Origin of the sequence: Streptomyces sp. NBC_00726 (assembly GCF_045161735.1) — a bacterium.
In the GTDB taxonomy this organism is placed as follows: Bacteria; Actinomycetota; Actinomycetes; order Streptomycetales; family Streptomycetaceae; genus Streptomyces.
This window is the reverse complement of record NZ_CP108983.1, coordinates 1197164-1220238: the sequence shown is the minus strand read 5'-3', so window position 1 is coordinate 1220238 and position 23075 is coordinate 1197164. Positions and strand designations below refer to the sequence as shown.

21 protein-coding genes are annotated in these 23075 nt (G+C 71.0%); 12 read left to right on the top strand and 9 right to left on the bottom strand.

Going from position 1 to position 23075, the window contains the following annotated elements:
• Positions 1–47 precede the first annotated feature (47 nt).
• From uvrC to pgi, 10 genes are all read left to right on the top strand, one after another.
• Positions 48–2093 carry an excinuclease ABC subunit UvrC gene (gene uvrC, locus OG338_RS05455; RefSeq protein ID WP_405936227.1) on the top strand — a complete coding sequence of 682 codons (2046 nt, stop codon included), beginning with the start codon at positions 48–50 and terminating at the stop codon, positions 2091–2093.
• A complete protein-coding gene (gene rapZ / locus OG338_RS05450; protein WP_405936226.1) occupies positions 2090–3061 on the top strand; it encodes an RNase adapter RapZ in 972 nt (323 codons plus the stop codon). The genes uvrC and rapZ overlap by 4 nt, the downstream gene beginning before the upstream one ends.
• Positions 3058–4092, top strand: a complete 1035-nt coding sequence (gene yvcK, locus OG338_RS05445) for a uridine diphosphate-N-acetylglucosamine-binding protein YvcK (RefSeq protein WP_405936225.1) — start codon at positions 3058–3060, stop codon at positions 4090–4092. Before rapZ ends, yvcK begins: the two co-directional genes overlap by 4 nt.
• A complete protein-coding gene (gene whiA / locus OG338_RS05440) occupies positions 4083–5072 on the top strand; it encodes a DNA-binding protein WhiA (protein WP_018104603.1) in 990 nt (329 codons plus the stop codon). Before yvcK ends, whiA begins: the two co-directional genes overlap by 10 nt.
• 259 nt (positions 5073–5331) lie before the next feature.
• The gene (gap, locus tag OG338_RS05435) at positions 5332–6342 is read left to right on the top strand and encodes a type I glyceraldehyde-3-phosphate dehydrogenase (protein WP_405936224.1); all 1011 of its coding nucleotides are present in this window, start codon (positions 5332–5334) and stop codon (positions 6340–6342) included.
• Between the two features lie 111 nt (positions 6343–6453).
• Entirely contained in the window at positions 6454–7665 is a 1212-nt protein-coding gene (locus OG338_RS05430; RefSeq protein ID WP_405936223.1) for a phosphoglycerate kinase, read from the top strand.
• A gap of 6 nt (positions 7666–7671) precedes the next feature.
• Positions 7672–8448 (top strand): triose-phosphate isomerase, encoded by a 777-nt coding sequence (gene tpiA / locus OG338_RS05425; protein ID WP_405936222.1) that lies wholly within the window; start codon positions 7672–7674, stop codon positions 8446–8448.
• Positions 8449–8558: 110 nt separating this feature from the next.
• Complete coding sequence (gene secG / locus OG338_RS05420) at positions 8559–8795, top strand: preprotein translocase subunit SecG (protein ID WP_018104607.1); 237 nt, start codon at positions 8559–8561, stop codon at positions 8793–8795.
• Positions 8796–8904: 109 nt separating this feature from the next.
• A complete protein-coding gene (locus tag OG338_RS05415) occupies positions 8905–9240 on the top strand; it encodes an RNA polymerase-binding protein RbpA (protein ID WP_073864697.1) in 336 nt (111 codons plus the stop codon).
• A gap of 149 nt (positions 9241–9389) precedes the next feature.
• Positions 9390–11042 (top strand): glucose-6-phosphate isomerase, encoded by a 1653-nt coding sequence (gene pgi / locus OG338_RS05410; protein ID WP_405936221.1) that lies wholly within the window; start codon positions 9390–9392, stop codon positions 11040–11042.
• A 38-nt stretch (positions 11043–11080) separates the two neighbouring features.
• Here the strand turns inward: pgi and OG338_RS05405 are convergent, their stop codons facing one another.
• From OG338_RS05405 to tkt, 6 genes are all read right to left on the bottom strand, one after another.
• Entirely contained in the window at positions 11081–11437 is a 357-nt protein-coding gene (locus tag OG338_RS05405) for a VOC family protein (RefSeq protein WP_405936220.1), read from the bottom strand.
• 85 nt (positions 11438–11522) lie between these two features.
• Entirely contained in the window at positions 11523–12308 is a 786-nt protein-coding gene (gene pgl / locus OG338_RS05400) for a 6-phosphogluconolactonase (protein ID WP_405936219.1), read from the bottom strand.
• A complete protein-coding gene (gene opcA / locus OG338_RS05395; protein WP_405936218.1) occupies positions 12305–13339 on the bottom strand; it encodes a glucose-6-phosphate dehydrogenase assembly protein OpcA in 1035 nt (344 codons plus the stop codon). The genes pgl and opcA overlap by 4 nt, the downstream gene beginning before the upstream one ends.
• Positions 13336–14868: a glucose-6-phosphate dehydrogenase gene (gene zwf / locus OG338_RS05390; RefSeq protein WP_405936217.1), complete on the bottom strand. Its 1533-nt coding sequence runs from the start codon at positions 14866–14868 to the stop codon at positions 13336–13338. The genes opcA and zwf overlap by 4 nt, the downstream gene beginning before the upstream one ends.
• A 5-nt stretch (positions 14869–14873) precedes the next feature.
• Entirely contained in the window at positions 14874–15992 is a 1119-nt protein-coding gene (tal, locus tag OG338_RS05385) for a transaldolase (RefSeq protein WP_405936216.1), read from the bottom strand.
• A gap of 34 nt (positions 15993–16026) precedes the next feature.
• Positions 16027–18114 (bottom strand): transketolase, encoded by a 2088-nt coding sequence (gene tkt / locus OG338_RS05380; protein ID WP_405936215.1) that lies wholly within the window; start codon positions 18112–18114, stop codon positions 16027–16029.
• A gap of 464 nt (positions 18115–18578) precedes the next feature.
• Between tkt and OG338_RS05375 the strand changes: the two genes are divergently transcribed.
• Together OG338_RS05375 and OG338_RS05370 are read left to right on the top strand one after the other, a co-directional pair.
• On the top strand, positions 18579–19526 hold the full coding sequence (locus OG338_RS05375) for a heme o synthase (protein WP_026171723.1): 948 nt from the start codon (positions 18579–18581) through the stop codon (positions 19524–19526).
• 92 nt (positions 19527–19618) lie between these two features.
• Positions 19619–19981, top strand: coding sequence for a hypothetical protein (locus OG338_RS05370; RefSeq protein ID WP_405936214.1), 363 nt, complete (start codon positions 19619–19621; stop codon positions 19979–19981).
• A gap of 86 nt (positions 19982–20067) precedes the next feature.
• Here the strand turns inward: OG338_RS05370 and OG338_RS05365 are convergent, their stop codons facing one another.
• From OG338_RS05365 to OG338_RS05355, 3 genes are all read right to left on the bottom strand, one after another.
• Positions 20068–21081, bottom strand: coding sequence for a COX15/CtaA family protein (locus OG338_RS05365; protein WP_405936213.1), 1014 nt, complete (start codon positions 21079–21081; stop codon positions 20068–20070).
• A 242-nt stretch (positions 21082–21323) separates the two neighbouring features.
• Complete coding sequence (locus OG338_RS05360) at positions 21324–22091, bottom strand: ABC transporter permease (RefSeq protein ID WP_405936212.1); 768 nt, start codon at positions 22089–22091, stop codon at positions 21324–21326.
• Positions 22088–23020, bottom strand: coding sequence for an ABC transporter ATP-binding protein (locus tag OG338_RS05355; protein ID WP_405936211.1), 933 nt, complete (start codon positions 23018–23020; stop codon positions 22088–22090). The genes OG338_RS05360 and OG338_RS05355 overlap by 4 nt, the downstream gene beginning before the upstream one ends.
• Positions 23021–23075 lie beyond the last annotated feature (55 nt).

Sequence of the window (23075 nt, the reverse complement as noted above, 5' to 3'; positions counted from 1 at the left end):
CATGCGCGCACCCCGCGCTGTCACTGCCCGCAAGTAGGGTGGGGAGCATGGCAGACCCCTCCAGCTACCGCCCCAAGCCGGGACAGATCCCCGACTCCCCGGGGGTCTACAAATTCCGCGACGAGCACCGCCGGGTGATCTACGTCGGGAAGGCCAAGAGCCTGCGCCAGCGCCTGGCCAGCTACTTCCAGGACCTCTCCGGCCTCCACCCGCGTACGCGCACGATGGTGACCACGGCCGCCTCCGTGGAGTGGACGGTCGTCGCCACCGAGGTCGAGGCGCTTCAGCTGGAATACTCCTGGATCAAGGAGTTCGACCCCCGGTTCAACGTCAAGTACCGCGACGACAAGAGCTATCCCTACCTGGCGGTCACGCTCAACGAGGAGTTCCCCCGGGTCCAGGTGATGCGCGGCGCCAAGAAGAAGGGCGTGCGCTACTTCGGTCCGTACGGGCACGCCTGGGCGATCCGCGAGACCGTCGACCTGATGCTCCGCGTCTTCCCCGTCCGCACCTGCTCCGCCGGCGTCTTCAAGAACGCCGCGCGGACCGGCCGCCCCTGCCTCCTCGGCTACATCGGCAAGTGCTCGGCCCCCTGCGTCGGCCGCGTCACCCCCGAGGAACACCGCGAACTGGCGGACGACTTCTGCGACTTCATGGCCGGCCGCACCGGCACGTACATCCGCCGCCTGGAAAAGGACATGATGGCGGCCGCCGAGGAGATGGAGTACGAGCGGGCCGCGCGGCTGCGCGACGACGTCGAGGCGTTGAAACGCGCCATGGAGAAGAGCGCCGTCGTCCTCGCCGACGCCACCGACGCCGACCTCATCGCGGTCGCCGAGGACGAGCTGGAGGCCGCCGTCCAGATCTTCCACGTGCGCGGCGGCCGGGTCCGCGGCCAGCGCGGCTGGGTCACCGACAAGGTGGAGAACGTCGACACCTCCGGCCTCGTGGAGCACGCCCTCCAGCAGCTGTACGGGGAGGAGAGCGGCGACGCCGTCCCCAAGGAGGTCCTGGTCCCCGCCCTGCCCGAGGACCCCGCGGCGGTCTCCCAGTGGCTCGCGGACCGGCGCGGCTCCCAGGTCAGCCTGCGCATCCCGCAGCGCGGCGACAAGAAGGACCTGATGGTCACCGTCCAGCGCAACGCGCAGCAGGCGCTCGGACTGCACAAGACCAAGCGCGCCTCCGACCTCACCACCCGCTCCCGGGCCCTGGAGGAGATCGCCACAGCCCTGGACCTGGACACCGCCCCGCTGCGCATCGAGTGCTACGACATCTCGCACCTCCAGGGCGACGACGTCGTCGCGTCCATGGTGGTCTTCGAGGACGGCCTCGCCCGCAAGGGGGAGTACCGCCGCTTCCAGATCAAGGGCTTCGAGGGCCAGGACGACGTCCGCTCGATGCACGAGGTGATCAGCCGCCGCTTCCGCCGCTACCTCCAGGAGAAGGAGCGCACGGGGGAGTGGGAGGAGACCCCGGCGCCCACCGGCCCCGTCCCGGCGGTCCCGGGCGCCGGAGCCCCGGCCGACGGCGACGCCCCGGCCGCCGGGGAGTCCCGCGAGGACGACGGCCGCCCCAAGCGGTTCGCGTACCCGCCGCAGCTCCTCGTCGTGGACGGCGGGCAGCCGCAGGTCGCCGCCGCCAAGCGGGCCCTGGACGAGCTCGGCATCGACGACATCGCGGTCTGCGGCCTCGCCAAGCGCCTCGAAGAGGTCTGGCTGCCCGATGACGACGACCCGGTGGTCCTGCCCCGCTCCAGCGAGGGCCTGTATCTCCTCCAGCGCGTCCGCGACGAGGCGCACCGCTTCGCCATCACCTACCAGCGCGCCAAGCGGGCCAAGCGCGTCCGCGCCAGCCCGCTGGACGCCGTCGCCGGCCTCGGAGACACCCGGAAGCAGGCCCTGATCAAGCATTTCGGCTCCGTCAAGAAGCTGCGGCAGGCGACAATCGAAGAGATCTGCGAGGTTCCCGGGATAGGCCGCAGGACAGCGGAGTCCGTGGCCGTCGCCCTCGCGGCGGCCGCCCCGGCCGCACCCGCCGTGAACACGGCCACAGGAGAGATCATGGAAGAGGACGACGGGGGCAGCACGACATGACCGAGCACGAGCAGGAACATGAACACGGGCACGACCGCACGGACCGAGCAGACGGAGCAGCACACGTGAGTACGGGCACCCCGACCGAGACGGGCGACGCCGCCGCGGCCATCCCGGAGCTGGTGATCATCTCCGGCATGTCCGGCGCCGGGCGCAGCACCGCCGCCAAGTGTCTGGAGGACCTCGGCTGGTTCGTCGTGGACAACCTGCCGCCCGCGCTGATCCCCACCATGGTGGAGCTCGGCGCCCGCTCCCAGGGCAATGTGGCCCGGATCGCCGTCGTGGTCGACGTGCGGGGCCGCCGCTTCTTCGACAACCTGCGCGAATCCCTCGCCGACCTGGACGCCAAGGGCGTCACCCGCCGGGTGGTCTTCCTGGAGTCCTCCGACGACGCGCTGGTCCGCCGCTTCGAGTCGGTCCGCCGCCCCCACCCGCTCCAGGGCGACGGCCGCATCGTCGACGGCATCGCCGCCGAGCGCGACCTGCTGCGCGAGCTGCGCGGCGACGCCGACCTGGTGATCGACACCTCCAGCCTCAACGTCCACGAGCTGCGCGCCAAGATGGACGCCCAGTTCGCCGGCGACGAGGAGCCGGAGCTGCGCGCCACGGTGATGTCGTTCGGCTTCAAGTACGGCCTGCCGGTCGACGCCGACCTGGTGGTCGACTGCCGCTTCCTGCCGAACCCGCACTGGGTGCCGGAGCTGCGCCCCTTCACCGGGCTGAACGAGGAGGTGTCCGCGTACGTCTTCGACCAGCCCGGCGCCAAGGAGTTCCTCAACCAGTACACCGAACTGCTCCAGCTCGTCGCCGCGGGCTACCGCCGCGAGGGCAAGCGCTATGTGACCATCGCGGTGGGCTGCACGGGCGGCAAGCACCGCTCGGTGGCCATGTCCGAGAAGCTGGCGGCCCGGCTCGCCACGGAGGGGATCGAGACCGTGCTCGTACACCGGGACATGGGGCGCGAGTGACCAGTCGCAATCTGCGCCTGCGCCGGCTGCGGGGGACGGCGCCCGCCTTCTCCGTGCGCAAGCGCGGCGCCCAGCCCAAGGTCGTCGCCCTCGGCGGCGGCATGGGCCTGTCCGCCTCCCTCACCGCGCTGCGCCGGATCACCGGCGATCTGACCGCCGTGGTCACCGTCGCCGACGACGGCGGCTCCAGCGGGCGGCTGCGCGAGGAGCTGGGCGTCCTGCCCCCCGGCGACCTGCGCAAGGCGCTGGCCGCCCTGTGCGGCGACGACGAGTGGGGCCAGACCTGGGCCCGGGTCATCCAGCACCGCTTCCAGTCCAAGGGCGACCTGCACGAGCACGCGGTCGGCAATCTGCTGATCGTCGCCCTCTGGGAACAGCTGGGCGACCACGTCCAGGCCCTGGACCTGGTCGGCAAGCTGCTCGGCGCGCACGGCCGGGTGCTGCCCATGTCCGCCGTGCCGCTGGAGCTCCAGGCTCTCGTCAAGGGCCACGACCCGGACCGCCCGGAGGACGTGGACACCGTGCGCGGCCAGGCCACCGTCGCCCTCACCCCGGGCGAGGTGCAGTCCGTGCACCTGGTCCCGGCCGACCCGCCGGCCGTCCCCGAGGCGGTCGCCGCCGTCCGGGACGCGGACTGGGTGGTCCTCGGCCCGGGCTCCTGGTTCTCCTCGGTGATTCCGCACCTGCTCGTCCCCGAACTGCTGGACGCGCTGATCGAGACGAAGGCCCGCAAGGTCCTCTCGCTGAATCTCGCACCGCAGCCCGGTGAAACAGATGGCTTCTCACCGCAGCGTCATTTGGAGGTTTTGGGACGACACGCCCCTAAACTCGCCCTGGACGTGGTGCTGGCCGACGAGGCCGCCGTGCCCGACCGCGAGTCCCTCGCCGACGCAGCCAAACGGCTCGGTGCCGCGGTCGAGCTGGCGCCCGTGGCCTCACCCGACGGCGTTCCGATCCATGATCCGGAGCTGTTGGCCGCCGCGTACGACCGTATTTTTCGGATGCATGGAAGGATCGGCCCATGGCGATGACGCCGGCGGTGAAGGACGAAGTCTCCCGGCTTCCCGTGACCCGGACCTGCTGCAGGAAGGCAGAGGTCTCGGCGATTCTCCGGTTCGCGGGCGGGCTCCACCTGGTGAGCGGCCGGATCGTGATCGAGGCGGAGCTGGACACCGCGATGGCGGCGCGCCGGCTCAAGCGGGACATCCTGGAGATCTTCGGGCACAGCTCGGAGCTGATCGTGATGGCCCCCGGCGGGCTGCGGCGCGGCTCGCGCTACGTCGTACGGGTGGTGGCCGGCGGCGACCAGCTGGCCCGCCAGACCGGTCTGGTCGACGGCCGGGGCCGCCCCATCCGCGGCCTCCCCCCGCAGGTGGTCTCGGGGGCCACCTGCGACGCCGAGGCCGCCTGGCGCGGGGCGTTCCTGGCGCACGGCTCGCTCACCGAGCCGGGCCGCTCCTCCTCGCTGGAGGTGACCTGCCCGGGTCCGGAGGCCGCGCTCGCCCTGGTCGGCGCCGCCCGCCGGCTCTCCATCGCCGCCAAGGCCCGCGAGGTGCGCGGGGTCGACCGGGTCGTCGTCCGCGACGGCGACGCGATCGGCGCCCTGCTCACCCGGCTCGGCGCCCATGAGTCGGTGCTGGCCTGGGAGGAGCGCCGGATGCGCCGCGAGGTCCGGGCCACCGCCAACCGCCTCGCCAACTTCGACGACGCCAACCTGCGCCGCTCCGCCCGGGCCGCGGTCGCCGCGGGCGCCCGGGTCGGCCGCGCCCTGGAGATCCTGGGCGAGGAGGTCCCGGAGCACCTGGCGGCGGCCGGGCGGCTGCGCATGGAGCACAAGCAGGCTTCGCTGGAGGAGCTGGGCGCCCTCGCCGATCCGCCGCTGACCAAGGACGCGGTCGCGGGCCGCATCCGCCGGCTCCTCGCGATGGCCGACAAGCGGGCCCAGGACCTGGGCATCCCCGGCACGGAATCCACTCTCAGCGAAGAGCTGGCCGACGGCCTGGTCGGCTGAGCCGTACCGGCGGTACGCGCCCCGCGAGGGGAACGGCCCGCCGTCCCGCGGCCGTTGACGCTGCGTAATCGCCGCAGAAGGCGCCGTACGACGCATGGAAGCCCGTATTCCTACTGGGGAGTACGGGCTTCGCGCGTTCCACCGGCACCGCTCGATGTCACCCCGGCGGCTCCGGAGAGGTAGGGTCGGAGGCGGTCGGGGACATCCCATACAACTCGCCGGCGTCGAAAACCGGCGTACCTAACGAGGAGATCGGTTCGTGACGATCCGCGTAGGCATCAACGGCTTTGGCCGCATCGGTCGTAACTACTTCCGCGCGCTGCTGGAGCAGGGTGCGGACATCGAGATCGTGGCTGTCAACGACCTGGGTGACACCGCGACCACGGCCCACCTGCTGAAGTACGACACCATCCTGGGTCGTCTGAAGGCAGAGGTCAGCCACACCGCCGACACCATCACCGTCGACGGCCACACCATCAAGGTGCTCTCCGAGCGCAACCCGGCCGACATCCCCTGGGGTGAGCTGGGCGTCGACATCGTCATCGAGTCGACCGGCATCTTCACCAAGAAGGCCGACGCCGCGAAGCACATCGCCGGTGGCGCGAAGAAGGTCCTCATCTCGGCCCCGGCCAAGGACGAGGACATCACCATCGTGATGGGCGTCAACCAGGACAAGTACGACGCGGCCAGCCACCACGTCATCTCCAACGCGTCCTGCACGACCAACTGTGTCGCCCCGATGGCCAAGGTTCTGGACGAGAACTTCGGCATCGTCAAGGGCCTCATGACCACGGTGCACGCGTACACCAACGACCAGCGCATCCTGGACTTCCCGCACTCGGACCTGCGCCGCGCCCGCGCCGCCGCCGAGAACATCATCCCGACCACGACGGGTGCCGCCAAGGCCACCGCCCTGGTCCTGCCGCAGCTCAAGGGCAAGCTCGACGGCATCGCGATGCGCGTCCCGGTCCCGACCGGCTCGGCCACCGACCTGGTCGTGACCCTCCAGCGCGAGGTCACCAAGGACGAGGTCAACGCCGCGTTCAAGAAGGCCGCCGACGACGGCGACCTCAAGGGCATCCTGTACTACACCGAGGACCCGATCGTGTCCTCGGACATCGTCAGCGACCCGGCGTCCTGCACCTTCGACTCCTCCCTGACGATGGTCCAGGAGGGCAACACGGTGAAGATCCTCGGCTGGTACGACAACGAGTGGGGCTACTCCAACCGTCTCGTGGACCTCACCGTCTTCGTCGGCGGCCAGCTCTGAGCACCGCCGCACCGGCAGGCATCTCGATGTGAGCACGGGGCTCGAACAGCGCGACGCTGCGCTGTTCGAGCCCCCTCGCATGCTCACTCGTCCTCCAAGGAGTCCAGACAGATGAAGACGATCGACGCACTTCTCGCCGAAGGGGTCGCCGGCAAGCGGGTATTCGTCCGCGCCGACCTCAACGTGCCGCTGAGCGGCACCACCATCACCGACGACGGCCGCATCCGCGCCGTCACCCCGACCGTCCGCAAGCTGGCCGAGGCCGGCGCCCGGGTCGTCGTCGCCTCGCACCTGGGCCGCCCCAAGGGCGCCCCGGACCCGGCGTTCTCGCTGGCCCCCGCCGCCACCCGGCTCGGCGAACTGCTCGGCGCCGACGTGGCGTTCGCGACCGACACGGTCGGCGAGTCCGCCCGCGCCACCGTCGCCGCGCTCACCGACGGCCAGGTCGCGGTCATCGAGAACCTGCGCTTCAACCCCGGTGAGACGTCCAAGGACGACGCCGAGCGCGGCGCCTTCGCCGACCAGCTGGCCGAGCTGGCCGACCTGTACGTGGGCGACGGCTTCGGCGCCGTCCACCGCAAGCACGCCTCGGTCTTCGACCTCCCGGCCCGCCTCCCGCACGCGGCCGGCGACCTCATCGCCACCGAGGTCGGCGTCCTGAAGAAGCTCACCGACGACGTCCAGCGCCCCTACGCGGTGGTCCTCGGCGGCGCCAAGGTCTCCGACAAGCTCGGCGTCATCGACCACCTCCTTGAGCGCGCCGACCGCATCCTCATCGGCGGCGGCATGGCGTACACCTTCCTCAAGGCCCAGGGCCACGAGGTCGGCAGCTCGCTGCTCCAGGAGGACCAGATCCCGGCGGTCCAGGAGTACCTGCGGCGCGCCGAGGCGAAGGGCGTGGAGTTCGTGCTCCCCGTCGACGTCGTCGTCGCGCCCGCCTTCCCGGACCTGAAGACCAAGGCCCCGGCCCACCCGGACACCGTCCCCGCGGACGCCATGCCGGCCGGGCAGATGGGCCTGGACAACGGTCCGGAGACCAACAAGCTCTACGCATCGAAGCTCGCCGACGCGGCCACCGTCTTCTGGAACGGCCCGATGGGCGTCTTCGAGCACCCCGACTTCGCCGAGGGCACCCGGGCCGTCGCCCAGGCCCTCGTCGACTCCTCGGGCTTCAGCGTGGTCGGCGGTGGCGACTCCGCCGCCGCGGTCCGCATCCTGGGCTTCGACGAGAACGCGTTCGGACACATCTCGACCGGTGGCGGCGCCAGCCTCGAATACCTTGAGGGCAAGACGCTTCCCGGCCTCGCCGCTCTGGAGGACTGACCTTTCATGACCACTCGCACCCCGCTGATGGCGGGCAACTGGAAGATGAACCTCAACCACCTTGAGGCCATCGCGCACGTCCAGAAGCTCGCCTTCGCCCTGGCCGACAAGGACTACGACGCTGTAGAGGTCGCCGTCCTGCCGCCCTTCACCGACCTGCGCTCCGTGCAGACGCTGGTCGACGGCGACAAGCTGAAGATCAAGTACGGCGCCCAGGACATCTCGGCGCAGGACTCCGGCGCGTACACCGGTGAGATCTCCGGCCCCATGCTCGCCAAGCTGAAGTGCACCTTCGTCGCCGTCGGCCACAGCGAGCGCCGCCAGTACCACGGCGAGACCGACGAGGTCTGCAACGCCAAGGTGAAGGCCGCGTACAAGCACGGCCTGACCCCGATCCTCTGCGTCGGCGAGGGCCTGGACATCCGCAAGGCCGGCGACCAGGTCGCGTACACCCTCGCGCAGCTCGACGGCGCCCTGAAGGACATCCCGGCCGAGCAGGCCGAGTCCATCGTGGTCGCCTACGAGCCCGTCTGGGCCATCGGCACCGGTGAGGTCGCCACCCCGGAGGACGCGCAGGAGGTCTGCGGCGCGATCCGCGTCCGCCTCGCCGAGCTGTACTCGCAGGAGCTGGCCGACGCGGTCCGCATCCAGTACGGCGGCTCGGTGAAGTCCGGCAACGTGGCCGCGATCATGGCCCAGCCCGACGTCGACGGCGCCCTCATCGGCGGCGCGGCGCTCGACGCGGACGAGTTCGTCAAGATCGTCCGCTTCCGCGACCAGTGAGTATGCGGTAGCGCGGATCCGTCGTACCCTTGCGGGGGCCGTGGAGGGCAGCCTCCCGGCCCCCGTAGTTCGCACTAGCAGTCGGTATTTCCGGAAAGTAGGGACCAGCCGTGATTCTGGGGTTCGAGATCGCCCTGATCGTCTTCAGCCTGCTGCTGATGCTGCTGGTGCTCATGCACAAGGGCAAGGGCGGCGGTCTCTCCGACATGTTCGGTGGCGGCATGCAGTCCTCCGTCGGCGGCTCCTCGGTCGCCGAGCGCAACCTCGACCGCATCACCGTCGTGGTCGGGCTGGGCTGGTTCGCGTGCATCGTGGTGCTCGGTCTGCTCATCAAGCTGGACAACTGACCCGTCGTGCGCGTTTCCCGGTGACGGTGTAACTCCTTCCCCTGGACGCGCGTTGGGCCTTACGTAGACTGGGGCATCTTCGAGCACCATCACGCAGGGAGTTACGACCGTGGCAAGTGGCAACGCGATCCGGGGAAGCCGGGTCGGGGCGGGGCCGATGGGGGAGGCCGAGCGCGGTGAGTCCGCGCCACGGCTCCGCATCTCCTTCTGGTGCTCGAACGGGCACGAGACGCAGCCCAGCTTCGCCCATGACGCGCAGGTACCGGACACCTGGGACTGCCCGCGCTGCGGTTTCCCGGCCGGCCAGGACCCGGAGAGCCCCCCCGACCCGCCGCGCACCGAACCGTACAAGACGCACCTCGCGTACGTACGTGAGCGCCGCAGCGACGCGGACGGCGAGGCCATCCTCGCCGAGGCCCTGGCGAAGCTCCGCGGCGAGATCTGAAGACGTTCACCGGCCGGACACCCCCTGGGTGCCCGGCCGGAATGCTTCCGTGCCGCAGCCTGCCGCCGTCACGTCCGGCCGCCTGATCAATTAGGTTGGAGGGGCAGCGGGGAACTGCGGTTACGAGAGAATGTGGGCTGATGTCCGGGATGAACGCAACTAGCCGTACCAGGCTCAACCAGACGCCGGAATGGGCGGCGCTGGGCAAGCACCGTGAGCAGCTCGGGCCGGTCGGTCTGCGCCGGCTGTTCGCGGACGACCCGGAGCGCGGCACCGGGTACACCCTGCGGGTCGGCGACCTCTACCTCGACTACTCCAAGCACCTCGTCACCGACGAGACGCTGACCCTCCTGCGTGAACTCGCCGCGGCCACCGACGTGTTCGGGCTGCGGGACGCCATGTTCCGCGGCGACAGGATCAACACCACCGAGGACCGGGCGGTCCTGCACACCGCGCTGCGCGCCCCGCGCGAGGCCGTCATCGAGGTCGACGGCGAGAACGTGGTGCCGGCCGTGCACGCGGTGCTCGACAAGATGGCGGCGTTCTCCGACCGGGTCAGGTCGGGGGAGTGGACCGGCCACACCGGCAGGCCCATCAAGAACATCGTCAACATCGGCATCGGCGGCTCGGACCTGGGCCCCGCCATGGCGTACGAGGTGCTGCGCTCCTTCACGGACCGCTCGCTCACCTTCCGCTTCGTCTCCAACGTGGACGGCGCCGACCTGCACGAGGCCGTCCGCGACCTCGACCCGGCCGAGACGCTGTTCATCATCGCCTCGAAGACCTTCACCACCATCGAGACGATCACCAACGCCACCTCCGCCCGCGACTGGCTGCTCACCGGCCTGCGGGCCGGTCAGGAGGCCGTCGCCAAGCACTTCGTGGCGCTGTCGACCAACGCCGGGAAGGTCGCCGACTTCGGCATCGACACGGCCAACATGTTCGAGTTCTGGGACTGGGTCGGCGGCCGCTACTCGTACGACTCCGCCATCGGCCTCTCGCTGATGATCGCCATCGGCCCGGACCGGTTCCGTGAGATGCTCGACGGCTTCCACCTCGTGGACGAGCACTTCCGCACCGCGCCCGCCGAGGAGAACGCCCCGCTGCTGCTCGGCCTGCTGGGCGTCTGGTACGGCGCGTTCTTCGACGCCCAGTCGCACGCCGTGCTGCCCTACAGCCACTATCTGTCCAAGTTCACCGCGTACCTCCAGCAGCTGGACATGGAGTCCAACGGCAAGTCCGTGGACCGCGACGGCCACCCCGTCGACTGGCAGACCGGACCGGTCGTCTGGGGCACCCCCGGCACCAACGGCCAGCACGCCTACTACCAGCTGATCCACCAGGGTACGAAGGTGATCCCGGCCGACTTCATCGGCTTCGCGCGGCCGGTCGAGGACCTGCTGCCCGGCCTTGTCGCCCAGCACGACCTGCTGATGGCCAACTTCTTCGCCCAGACCCAGGCCCTCGCCTTCGGCAAGACGCCCGACGAGGTGCGCGCCGAGGGCGTCCCCGAGGAGCTGGTGGCGCACAAGACGTTCCGGGGCGACCACCCCACGACGACGATCCTCGCCGACCGGCTCACCCCGTCCGTGCTCGGCCAGCTGATCGCCCTGTACGAGCACAAGGTCTTCGTCCAGGGCGCCGTCTGGAACATCGACTCCTTCGACCAGTGGGGCGTCGAGCTCGGCAAGGTCCTCGCCAAGAAGATCGAGCCCGTTCTGACCGAGGGCAAGGGCGCCGAGCAGCTGGACAGCTCGACCGCCGCGCTCGTCTCGGCCTACCGCGAGCTGCGCGGGCGCTGAGTCCCGCCCGAGGGGCTCCGCCGGACCGGTGGGGCCCCTCAGCCGTGCGTCGTGTCGATGACGCAGAAGCGATTGCCCTCCGGGTCCGCCAGCACCACGAAGTCCGGGTCCTCCGGATACAGCTCCCAGTCGGTCCCGGCCGCGCCCAGCGCGAGCAGCCGGGCCACCTCGGCGTCCTGCTCCTCCGTGTACAGGTCGAGGTGGACCCGGGGCACCTCCTGCACCGGGGAGTCGCTGCGACCCAGCGAGAGCCCGACGCCCGGCCCCTCGGCGGGGACCAGGACCACCCAGTCCTCCGTGGCCGGTTCCCGCTCCACGTAATGCAGGGCCGCCTTCCAGAAGGCCGCCGCCCGCGCCACGTCCGACGCGCCCATCACCACGGTTCCGATACGCATGGCGCCGAGCCTTTCACGTACCGCCCCGGAAACGCGCAGGCCCGGTCCGCCCAGAAGGGCGGACCGGGCCTGCGCAACCGGCCGGTCAGGCGGAGGCCGGCGGGTACAGGGCGCGCGGCAGCCGGGCGGCCGCCGCCGCGTCCAGCAGCCACAGCGTGCGCGCACGGCCGTACGCACCGGCCGCCGGCGCCTGGATCTCGCCGGCCCCGGACAGGGCGATGGCCACCGCCTCCGCCTTGTCCTCGCCCGCGGCCAGCAGCCACACCTCGCGCGCCGCCCGGATGGCGGGCAGCGTCAGCGAGATCCGGACCGGCGGCGGCTTGGGCGCACCGTGCACACCGACGACGGTGCGCTCGGTCTCCCGCACCCCGGGCAGTTCCGGGAAGAGCGAGGCGATGTGCGTGTCCGGGCCGACGCCCAGCATCAGCACGTCGAACTCCGGCACCGGGCCGTGGTCCTGCGGCGCCGAGGCGGCCGCCAGCTCGGCCGCGTACCCGGCGGCCGCGGCGTCGGCGTCCGGGCCGTACGGGCCGTCCGACGCGGGCATCACATGCACCCGCGAGGGGTCCAGGGGCACGGCGTCCAGCAGCGCCTCGCGGGCCTGCGTGACATTGCGCTCCGGGTCGCCCTCCGGCAGGAACCGCTCGTCGCCCCACCACAGGTCGAGCCGCGACCAGTCGACCGCGTCCCGGGCGGGCGCGGCGGCGAGCGCGGCCAGCAGGCCGTTGCCGTTGCGCCCGCCGGTGAGCACCACCGAGGCTTCGCCGCGCGCGGCCTGGGCGTCCACGATCTTCGTGATCAGCCGGGCCGCGGCGGCCTGCGCCATCAGCTCCTTGTCGCGGTGCACGACGAGCTGCGGGACTCCGGTCACTTGGCCGCCGCCTTCTTCGCCGGGGCGGCCTTCTTCGCGGCGGGGGCCTTGTCGGGCGCCTTGCCGGCGGCCGGGGCGGGGGCCTTGGCGGGCTCGCCCGGACCCGCCTTCTCCAGCCGGTCCACGCCGAACTTCACGGTCGACTCGTAGATGTTGTCCGGGTCGAGCCGCCGCAGCTCCTCCGCCAGGAGCTCCGCCGTCTCGCGGCGCTTGAGCGCCACCGCGCGGTCCGGCTGGCCCGCCATGCAGAGCGTGGCCAGCGAGCCGTCGGCCCGGTCCAGGACGATGTCGCCGTTCCTGGTGGCCATCCGGACGGCCGTCAGACCGGGGCCGCCGGACGTGGTGCGCTCCACCGGGACACCGAGCCGGTCCGCGAGCCACATGGCAAGGAGCTCGCAGCTCGGGTTGTCCGATTCGCCCTCGACCGTGGCCGAGACGACCTCGGCCGGCTGCTGGTCGAGCGCGGCGGCCAGCATGGAGCGCCACGGCGTGATGCGCGTCCACGCCAGGTCCGTGTCACCGGGCCGGTAGGTGTCGGCGCGCACCCCCAGCTCGTCCAGCGGGTGCTCGGCGGAGTAGGTGTCGGTGATCCGGCGCTGGGCCAGCGCCCCGAGCGCGTCCTTCGCCGGATCGGCGGGGGAGTCCTGCGGCCACCACACCACCACCGGGGCGTCCGGCAGCAGCAGTGGCAGGACGACCGACTGGGCGTGGTTGGCCAGCTCGCCGTGGAGCCGCAGCACCACGGTCTCGCCGGAGCCCGAGTCGGAACCGACCCGGATCTCGGCGTCGAGCCGCGCGTCGCGGCGGGTGCGCGGCGAACGGCTGAGCCGCTTGATGACCGCGATGATCCGCGAGGGGTGCTCCCGCGAGGAGTCGCTGGCCGCCTTCAGCGCGTCGTAGGCGTTCTCCTCGTCGGTGACGATGACGAGGGTGAGGACCATCCCGATCGCCGGGGCGCCGACCGCGCGCCGGGCCGAGATGAGCGCCTGATTGATCTTGCTGGACGTGGTTTCGGTGAGATCGATCTTCATGGCCGGCGCCAGCTCCGTCCGTCGCGTGCGAGCATCTCGTCCGCCTCGGCCGGACCCCAGGTGCCGGCCGGGTACTGGGCGGGCTTGCCGTGCTTGTCCCAGTACTCCTCGATCGGGTCGAGGATGTTCCAGGAGAGCTCGACCTCCTGGTGGCGCGGGAAGAGGTTGGCGTCGCCGAGCAGGACATCGAGGATGAGCCGTTCGTACGCCTCCGGGCTGGACTCCGTGAAGGACTCGCCGTACGCGAAGTCCATCGTGACGTCCCGGACCTCCATCGAGGTGCCGGGCACCTTGGAGCCGAAGCGGACCGTGACGCCCTCGTCCGGCTGCACCCGGATGACCAGGGCGTTGCCGCCCAGCTCCTCGGTGGCGCCGGACTCGAACGGCAGGTACGGGGCACGCTTGAAGACGACCGCGATCTCCGTGACCCGGCGGCCGAGGCGCTTGCCGGTGCGCAGATAGAACGGCACGCCCGCCCAGCGGCGGTTGTTGATCGTCAGCTTGATCGCGGCGAAGGTGTCGGTCTTCGACTTGGGGTCGATGCCGTCCTCCTCCAGATAGCCGACGGCCTCCTCGCCGCCCTGCCAGGCGTGCGTGTACTGACCGCGCACGGTGTGCTTGCCCAGGTCATCGGGCAGCTCCACCGCCGTGAGCACCTTGAGCTTCTCGGCGACCAGGGCCTTCGGGTGGAAGGAGCCGGGCTCCTCCATCGCGGTCAGCGCGAGCAGCTGGAGCAGGTGGTTCTGGATGACGTCGCGGGCGGCGCCGATGCCGTCGTAGTAGCCGGCCCGGCCGCCGATGCCGATGTCCTCGGCCATCGTGATCTGGACGTGGTCCACGTAACTGCGGTTCCAGATCGGCTCGAACATCGTGTTGGCGAAGCGGAGCGCCAGGATGTTCTGGACGGTCTCCTTGCCGAGGTAGTGGTCGATCCGGAAGACCTCGTTCGGCGGGAAGACGTCGTGCACGATCTGGTTGAGCTCCTGCGCGCTCTTCAGGTCGTGGCCGAACGGCTTCTCGATGACGGCGCGCCGCCAGCTGCCGTCCTTCTGGTCGGCCAGTCCGTGCTTCTTGAGCTGCTGGACGACCTTGGGGAAGAACTTCGGCGGGACGGACAGGTAGAAGGCGAAGTTGCCGCCCGTGCCCTGTGCCTTGTCCAGCTCCTCGATCGTGGCCCGCAGGGTCTCGAAGGCCACGTCGTCGTCGAAGTCGCCCTGCACGAAGCGCATGCCCTGGCTGAGCTGCTGCCAGACCTCTTCGCGGAAGGGTGTACGAGAATGCTCCTTGACGGCGTCGTGGACGACTTGGGCGAAGTCCTCGTCCTCCCAGTCGCGGCGCGCGAAACCGATGAGTGAGAAGCCCGGCGGCAACAGGCCGCGGTTGGCCAGGTCGTAGACGGCGGGCATCAGCTTTTTACGGGACAAATCGCCCGTGACGCCAAAGATGACCAGGCCCGACGGCCCCGCGATGCGCGGGAGCCGTCGGTCCTGGGCGTCACGGAGCGGGTTGGCTCCGGGAACACCAGACAAAGTGGTCAGCCCTTCGAGGGGGCGAGGCGCTGAAGCTCCGCCTCGGTCGACTTGAGCAGGTCGTTCCAGGCGGCCTCGAACTTCTCGACGCCCTCGTCCTCAAGGAGCTGCACGACGTCGTCGTAGTCGACGCCGAGCTTCTTGATCGCGTCGAGGTCGGCGCGCGCCTGTTCGTACGCACCGGTGACGGTGTCGCCGGTGATCTCGCCGTGGTCCGCCACCGCGTCCAGAGTCGCCTCCGGCATGGTGTTGACCGTGTTCGGCGCGACGAGGTCCACCACGTACAGGGTGTCCTTGAGGGCCGGGTCCTTCACGCCGGTCGAGGCCCACAGCGGACGCTGCTTGTTGGCGTGCGCCTTGTCCAGGGCGGCCCAGCGCTCACCGGCGAAGACCTCCTCGTACGCCTCGTAGGCGAGCCGGGCGTTGGCCAGGGCTGACGTGCCCTTCGCGGCCTTCGCCTCGTCGCCGCCGATGGCGTCCAGGCGCTTGTCGATCTCGGTGTCCACGCGGGACACGAAGAAGGACGCCACCGAGTGGATCCTGGAGAGGTCCAGGCCCGCGGCCTTCGCCTTCTCCAGGCCCGCCAGGTAGGCGTCCATGACCGCGCGGTAGCGCTCCAGCGAGAAGATCAGCGTGACGTTGACGCTGATGCCCCGGCCGATCGTCTCGGTGATCGCGGGCAGGCCCGCCTTGGTCGCCGGGATCTTGATCAGCGTGTTCGGGCGGTCCACCAGCCAGGCCAGCTGCTTGGCCTCGGCGACCGTGGCCGTCGTCTCGTGCGCCAGGCGCGGGTCGACCTCGATGGAGACCCGGCCGTCCTGGCCGTCCGTCGCGTCGAAGACCGGGCGCAGGATGTCGGCCGCGTCCCGGACGTCCGCGGTGGTGATCATGCGGATCGCCTCCTCCACGGTCACCTTGCGGGCCGCGAGGTCGGCGAGCTGCTGGTCGTAACCGTCGCCCTGCGAGATGGCCTTCTGGAAGATCGACGGGTTGGTCGTGACCCCCACGACGTGGCTCTGGTCGATCAGCTCGGCGAGGTTGCCCGAGGTGATCCGCTTGCGCGAGAGGTCGTCGAGCCAGATCGCCACACCCTCGTCGGAGAGGCGCTTGAGTGCGTCTGTCATGAGAAATGCATCTCCTACTAGTCGTATACCGGCGTCAGCGCGTGGCGGCGGCGAGGGATTCCCGGGCGGCCGCGGCGACGTTCCCGCCGGTGAAGCCGAACTCGCGGAAGAGGACCTTCGCGTCCGCCGACGCACCGAAGTGCTCCAGCGAGACGATCCGGCCGGCGTCTCCCACGTACCGGTACCAGGTCAGGGCGATGCCGGCCTCGACGGCCACGCGGGCCTTGACCGACGGGGGCAGGACGGAGTCCTTGTAACCCTGCTCCTGCTCCTCGAACCACTCGACACACGGCATCGAGACCACCCGGGTCGGGATTCCGGCCGCCTGGAGCTCCTCGCGCGCCTCGACGGCGAGCTGGACCTCGGAGCCCGTACCGATCAGCACGACCTGCGGCGTACCGCCCTCGGCCTCGAAGAGCACGTAGCCGCCCTTGGCCGCGTCCTCGTTCGCCTCGTACGTCGGCACGCCCTGGCGGGTCAGCGCCAGGCCGTGCGGGGCGCCCTCGCCGAACACCTTGGTGTAGCGGCGCAGGATCTCGCGCCAGGCGATGGCGGTCTCGTTGGCGTCGGCCGGGCGCACGACGTTGAGGCCCGGGATGGCGCGCAGCGAGGCCAGGTGCTCGACCGGCTGGTGGGTCGGGCCGTCCTCGCCGAGGCCGATCGAGTCGTGCGTCCACACGTAGGTCACCGGCAGGTGCATCAGCGCGGACAGGCGCACGGCGTTGCGCATGTAGTCGGAGAACACCAGGAAGGTGCCGCCGTAGACGCGGGTGTTGCCGTGCAGCGCGATGCCGTTCATCGCGGCGGCCATGGCGTGCTCGCGGATGCCGAAGTGGATCGTGCGGCCGTACGGGTCGGCCTCCGGCAGCGGGTTGCCCGCGGGGAGGAACGACGACGTCTTGTCGATCGTGGTGTTGTTCGAACCGGCCAGGTCGGCGGAGCCGCCCCACAGCTCGGGGATGATCCCGCCGAGCGCCTGGAGCACCTTGCCGGACGCGGCGCGGGTGGCGACGCCCTTGCCGGTCTCGAAGACCGGCAGGCTGTCCTCCCAGCCCTTGGGCAGCTCGCCCGCGGCGATGCGGTCGAAGTCGGCGGCGCGCTCGGGGTTGGCGGCGCGCCAGGCGTCGAAGCCCTTCGCCCACTCGGCCTTCGCCTCGCGGCCCCGGTCCAGGGCGCGGCGGGTGTGCGCGATGACCTCGTCGGCGACCTCGAAGGACTTCTCCGGGTCGAAGCCGAGCACCTTCTTGGTCGCGGCGACCTCGTCGGCGCCGAGCGCCGAGCCGTGCGACGCCTCGGTGTTCTGGGCGTGCGGGGCGGGCCAGGCGATGATCGAGCGGGCCGCGATGAACGACGGGCGCTCCGTCTCGGCCTTGGCGGCCAGCAGCGCCTCGTAGAGCCCCTTCGGGTCCAGGTCGCCGTTGGGCAGCTGGTCGACGCGCTGGACGTGCCAGCCGTACGCCTCGTAGCGCTTGACGGTGTCCTCGGAGACCGCGGTCTCCGTGTCGCCCTCGATGGAGATGTGGTTGTCGTCCCACAGCAGGACCAGGTTGCCCAGCTTCTGGTGGCCGGCCAGCGAGGACGCCTCGGCCGAGATGCCCTCCTGGAGGCAGCCGTCACCGGCGACGACCCACACCATGTGGTCGAACGGGGAGGTGCCGGGTGCCGCCTCCGGGTCGAACAGACCGCGCTCGTAGCGGGCGGCCATGGCCATGCCCACGGCGTTGGCGACGCCCTGGCCCAGCGGGCCGGTCGTCGTCTCGACCCCGGTGGTGTGGCCGTACTCCGGGTGCCCCGGGGTCTTGGAGCCCCAGGTGCGGAACGACTCCAGGTCCGCCAGCTCCAGACCGTAGCCGGCCAGGTAGAGCTGGATGTACAGGGTCAGGCTGCTGTGCCCCGCCGAGAGCACGAACCGGTCGCGGCCGGTCCAGTCCGCGTCCGCCGGGTCGTGCCGCATCACCTTCTGAAAGATGGTGTACGCGGCGGGAGCCAGGCTCATCGCCGTGCCCGGGTGGCCGTTTCCGACTTTCTGTACGGCGTCCGCGGCGAGGACGCGGACGGTGTCCACGGCCCGCTGGTCCAATTCGGTCCACTGGAGGTCTGTGGTGGTCGGCTTGGTGCTCACCCTGAGTCAGGGCTCCTCTCCAACTGTTGTAGACCGGTGACTTCGACCGCACCGGATGCTGTCGAGCCTACCCCCGTCCGTACCCGTGTTTTCCGGCTCCTACCAGGGTGCGGGCGGCCCGTGGAATCCGCCTCCCGTATGAGCGGAAGGGCTCACCGATGGGCTTCTCCGATGAGCGTGGAGGGCCACTCCTGGGCGCTCCGAAGAGCGGTCGCGGGCGCGGTCGCGAAGGCCCCGGAAACGGGTCGCGCGGACCCTGCGACACCAGTGCGTCACTCGTGCGTACGAGACGGCCCGCGCCCGTCCTCGCGGCGGTGCCCGGACGGCCGTCCGCGCCACATCAACACGACCCCACCCCCGCGAAGGGCGGCCTGTCCCCAACGTCTACAGTGGTCGGGTTCGCGCAAGTCTTCACCGGGCTCTCACGCCCGGAGCTTGCTGGGATTTCTCTGTCAGGGGTGTGCGTGACGGCCGTCGAGTCCCGACCCGCAGGGGTCGCCTTGACTCCGAGCCCAGGGGGCCAACGCCCATTCGGGGCCCGTGTCAAGGCATTCGTGGCACTGACCAAGCCTCGGATCATCGAGCTGTTGCTGATCACCACTGTTCCGGTGATGTTCCTGGCCGCTCAGGGTGTACCCGACCTGTGGCTCGTGCTCACTACCACCATCGGCGGCTATCTGTCCGCCGGCGGTGCCAATGCACTGAACATGTACATCGACCGCGACATCGACGCGCTGATGGACCGTACGTCGCAGCGCCCGCTGGTCACCGGCATGGTGAGCCCGCGCGAGTGCCTGGCCTTCGGCATCACCCTCGCGGTCGTCTCGACGGTCTGGTTCGGGCTGCTGGTCAACTGGCTGTCCGCCGCGCTGTCGCTGGGCGCCCTGCTCTTCTACGTCGTGATCTACACGATGCTGCTGAAGCGCCGCACCTCGCAGAACATCGTCTGGGGCGGCATCGCGGGCTGCATGCCGGTCCTCATCGGCTGGTCCGCCGTGACGAACGAGATGTCCTGGGCCGCGGTGATTCTCTTCGCCGTCATCTTCTTCTGGACGCCGCCGCACTACTGGCCGCTGTCGATGAAGGTCAAGGACGACTACGCCCGGGTCGGCGTCCCGATGCTCCCGGTCATCGCGTCCAACCGGGTGGTCGCCCGCCAGATCGTCGCCTACAGCTGGGTGATGGTCGCCGTCTCGCTGCTGCTCACCCCGCTGGGCTACACCGGCTGGTTCTACACGGCCGTGGCGCTGCTGACCGGCGGCTTCTGGCTCTGGGAGGCGCATGCGCTGCTCAGCCGGGCCAAGGCCGGGGTGACGGGCGCGAAGCTCAAGGAGATGCGGCTGTTCCACTGGTCGATCACCTATGTGTCGCTGCTTTTCGTCGCCGTGGCGGTGGACCCCTTCCTGCGGTAGAACCTCAGCTCCGTCCGACGGGCGGGGAGCGTGGCCGATGCCACGCTCCCCGCCCGTCGCCGGTTGATCTACCCGCCGGTAGCATCCTGTCCATGGCAGAGACGGCAGAGGCTGAGACCCAGCAGGTGGACGGCAGGCGGGCGGCGCGCGCGGAGCGCAGGGCGGCCCGGCTGGCCAAGCAGATCGGCGCCTTCGCGAAGGCGCACGGCGGTGCCGAGGGGCAGGTCGCCTACCTCGGGCAGATGGGCGCCCGCATCGTCCTGGTGGGCGAGGACGGCGACTGGGGCGATCTGGTCGCCCCCTCGTACGAGATCGCCGAGAGCGCCGCGCAGCGGTCCGGGATCACGCTCCACGAGTCCTTCGACGGCGAGTTCGCGGCGAAGGTGCGCACGGGCCCGTACGAGTGGACCCGGATGGCCGGCATCCAGGTCGGCGGCCCGTCCAACGCGGCCTGAGACCGGGGAAACGGACCGGGGCTCCCGCCCGACGGCTGTACGCCGCCGGAGCGGGAGCCCCGGTCCGTTTCGTGTGTGCCCCGGCGTCAGCCGGCCGCCGCGGGCTCCGCCCGCCCGGCCGCCGGTGCCGGCAGCTGTGCGACGGCCACCGGCCGCTCGCGCAGCGACAGCATGACGCGTACGACCCCGATCCAGACCAGGCACGAGCCGAGCATGTGCACGCCGACCAGGATCTCCGGCGTGTCGGTGAAGTACTGCACATAGCCCACGATCCCCTGGCTCAGCAGGATCAGGAACAGCTCACGCGTCCGGTGCAGCGGGCCGACGGGCGCGTCCACGGCCTTCAGGACGAACCAGAGCGCGACCGTCAGCGCCACCACGACCCAGGCCAGGTCCGCGTGCAGCTGGGCGACCGTCTTCCAGTCGATCGGGATGCGGTGGACGTCGCTGGAGTCGCCCGCGTGCCGCCCGGCGCCCGTGACCACCGTGCCCACGGCGATCAGGAGCCCCGCCGCGACGGTCAGCAGCCAGGCCAGCTGCGCGACCGCCTTGCCGACCAGCGGGCGTGGCGCCTCGTCGCCCTCACGGGTCCGCTGCCAGGTCATCAGGGCGACCGTGAGCAGCGCGGTGGACAGCAGGAAGTGCGCTGCGACGGTGTACGGGTTCAGCCCGACGAGCACCACGATGCCGCCGAGCACCGCGTTGCCCATCACGATCCAGAACTGGACCCAGCCGAGCCGGGTGACGCCGCGCCGCCAGGGCTTCGCGGCACGGGCCGCGATGATCGCCCAGCCGACGGCCGCGCACAGGACGTACGTCAGCATCCGGTTGCCGAACTCGATGGCGCCGTGGAAGCCCATCGCGCTCGTCGCCGTCAGGCTCTCGTCGGTGCACTTCGGCCAGGTCGGGCAGCCGAGGCCGGACCCGGTCAGCCGGACGGCGCCGCCGGTCACGACGATGACGACGGCCATCACGACCGCGGACAGGGCCGCACGGCGCACCGTCCGGGGCCCGGGCGTCCAGCGCTCGGCGATGTACAGCAGCGGATTGCGCAGGGCTTGAGCGACTTCGGCTCGGGTCAGCTTGGGCACGCGCACCATGGTAGGACGCCGCTTGTGCAAGCTTTCACGAGGGGGCGTCGCGCCGGTCAGGGAGGGATCAGGCCGCGGCGTCTGGTGCGGTGCATCGCAAGGCGCCGGAGCGTCCTAATGGCGGAGCCATTCGGACGTTTCGGCAACGCGGCGAGGTGCCGTGCCAGGCGTCGCGGACCCCTCCCTGACCGACGCGACGCCCCCCTGGGGGGACGAGTTACGCGTAACGGCGACGGAACGCGGTTGAGGGCTCACTCCCAGCGGAAGAAACGGGCCGCCGCGCCGAGTCCCAGCACCGTCCAGACCGCGAGGATGGCCAGGTCGCCCCAGGGCATCCCGGCGCCGTGCTGGAGGACGTCGCGCAGCCCGTCCGAGAGGGCCGCGATCGGCAGCAGGCCCAGCACCGACTGCACCGCGTCCGGGAACTTCTCCAGCGGCACGATCACCCCGCCGCCCACCAGGAGCAGCAGGAAGACCAGGTTGGCCGCGGCGAGCGTCGCCTCCGCCTTCAGCGTCCCGGCCATCAGCAGCCCGAGCCCGGAGAACGCGGCCGTCCCCAGCACCAGGAGCAGCAGCACCGCGAGCGGGTTGCCGTGCGGCGACCAGCCGAGCGCGAAGGCGATCACCGTCAGCAGGACCACCTGAAGGACCTCGGTGACCAGCACGGACAGCGTCTTCGCGGTCATCAGCGCCCAGCGGGGCAGCGGTGAGGCGCCGAGCCGCTTGAGCACCCCGTAGCGCCGCTCGAAACCGGTGGCGATGGCCTGGCCGGTGAAGGCGGTCGACATCACGGCCAGTGCCAGCACGCCGGGCGTCAGGAAGTCGACCGGCTCGCCCGCGCCGGTGTCCACGATGTCCACGGAGCTGAACAGCACGAGCAGCAGCGTCGGGATGACCACGGTCAGCAGCAGCTGCTCGCCGTTGCGCAGCAGCATCCGCGTCTCCAGCGCGGTCTGCGCGGCGATCATGCGCGGCAGCGGGGCGGCGCCCGGCCGGGGGGTGTACGTACCGGCGCTCATGCGCGCAGCTCCTTGCCGGTCAGTTCGAGGAAGACGTCCTCCAGGGTGTGGCGCTCGACGGAGATGCCGGCGGGCATCACGCCGTGCTGCGCGCACCAGGAGGTGACGGTGGCCAGCAGCTGCGGGTCGATGTCGCCCGTGATGCGGTACGTGCCGGAGCTCGGTTCGTCCGCCTGGGTGCCGTCGGGCAGTGCCTTGAGCAGCGAACCGAGGTCGAGCCCGGGGCGGCCGGTGAAGCGCAGGGTGTTCTCGGCGCCGCCCCGGCACAGGGCCTCGGGGGAGCCCTGGGCGACGATCCGGCCCGCGTCGACGACGGCGACCTCGTCGGCCAGCTCCTCCGCCTCGTCCATGAAGTGGGTGGTGAGCACCACGCTCACCCCGTCGGCGCGCAGCTCCCGGACCAGGTCCCAGGTGGAGCGGCGGGCCTGCGGGTCGAGTCCGGCGGTGGGCTCGTCCAGGAAGACCAGCTCGGGCCGGCCGACGACCGCCATGGCCAGGGCGAGCCGCTGCTGCTGGCCGCCGGAGAGCCTGCGGTAGGAGGTCCGGCCGCAGGAACCGAGGCCGAGGCGCTCGATCAGGGCGTCGACGTCGAGCGGGTGGGCGTGCAGTTTCGCCATGTGGCGGAGCATCTCGTCGGCGCGGGCGCCGGAGTAGATCCCGCCGGACTGGAGCATCACGCCGATCCGGGGGCGCAGCCGCGCGGCGTCGGCGACGGGGTCGAGGCCGAGGACCCGGACGGTCCCGCCGTCGGGGCGGCGGTAGCCCTCGCAGGTCTCGATGGTGGTGGTCTTGCCGGCGCCGTTGGGGCCGAGCACGGCGGTGACCGCGCCGGCCGGGATCTCCAGGTCGAGGCCGTCCACCGCGGTCTTGTCGCCGTACCGCTTCACCAGGCCGCTGATCCGGACGGCCGGGCGGGGCTCGCTGTTCATGGCAGACGAGTGTAGGCAGCGGCCCGGGAACGCCCCGCCTCGGGGCTTGATTAGG

Excerpts from the sequence above, each read along its gene's own strand:
- uvrC (WP_405936227.1), top strand. The coding sequence starts at position 48 with ATGGCAGACCCCTCCAGCTACCGCCCCAAGCCGGGACAGATCCCCGAC.
- rapZ (WP_405936226.1), top strand. The coding sequence starts at position 2,090 with ATGACCGAGCACGAGCAGGAACATGAACACGGGCACGACCGCACGGAC.
- whiA (WP_018104603.1), top strand. The coding sequence starts at position 4,083 with ATGGCGATGACGCCGGCGGTGAAGGACGAAGTCTCCCGGCTTCCCGTG.
- OG338_RS05430 (WP_405936223.1), top strand. The coding sequence starts at position 6,454 with ATGAAGACGATCGACGCACTTCTCGCCGAAGGGGTCGCCGGCAAGCGG.
- tpiA (WP_405936222.1), top strand. The coding sequence starts at position 7,672 with ATGACCACTCGCACCCCGCTGATGGCGGGCAACTGGAAGATGAACCTC.
- pgi (WP_405936221.1), top strand. The coding sequence starts at position 9,390 with ATGAACGCAACTAGCCGTACCAGGCTCAACCAGACGCCGGAATGGGCG.
- OG338_RS05405 (WP_405936220.1), bottom strand. The coding sequence starts at position 11,437 with ATGCGTATCGGAACCGTGGTGATGGGCGCGTCGGACGTGGCGCGGGCG.
- opcA (WP_405936218.1), bottom strand. The coding sequence starts at position 13,339 with ATGAAGATCGATCTCACCGAAACCACGTCCAGCAAGATCAATCAGGCG.
- tal (WP_405936216.1), bottom strand. The coding sequence starts at position 15,992 with ATGACAGACGCACTCAAGCGCCTCTCCGACGAGGGTGTGGCGATCTGG.
- OG338_RS05370 (WP_405936214.1), top strand. The coding sequence starts at position 19,619 with ATGGCAGAGACGGCAGAGGCTGAGACCCAGCAGGTGGACGGCAGGCGG.
- OG338_RS05365 (WP_405936213.1), bottom strand. The coding sequence starts at position 21,081 with ATGGTGCGCGTGCCCAAGCTGACCCGAGCCGAAGTCGCTCAAGCCCTG.
- OG338_RS05360 (WP_405936212.1), bottom strand. The coding sequence starts at position 22,091 with ATGAGCGCCGGTACGTACACCCCCCGGCCGGGCGCCGCCCCGCTGCCG.
- OG338_RS05355 (WP_405936211.1), bottom strand. The coding sequence starts at position 23,020 with ATGAACAGCGAGCCCCGCCCGGCCGTCCGGATCAGCGGCCTGGTGAAG.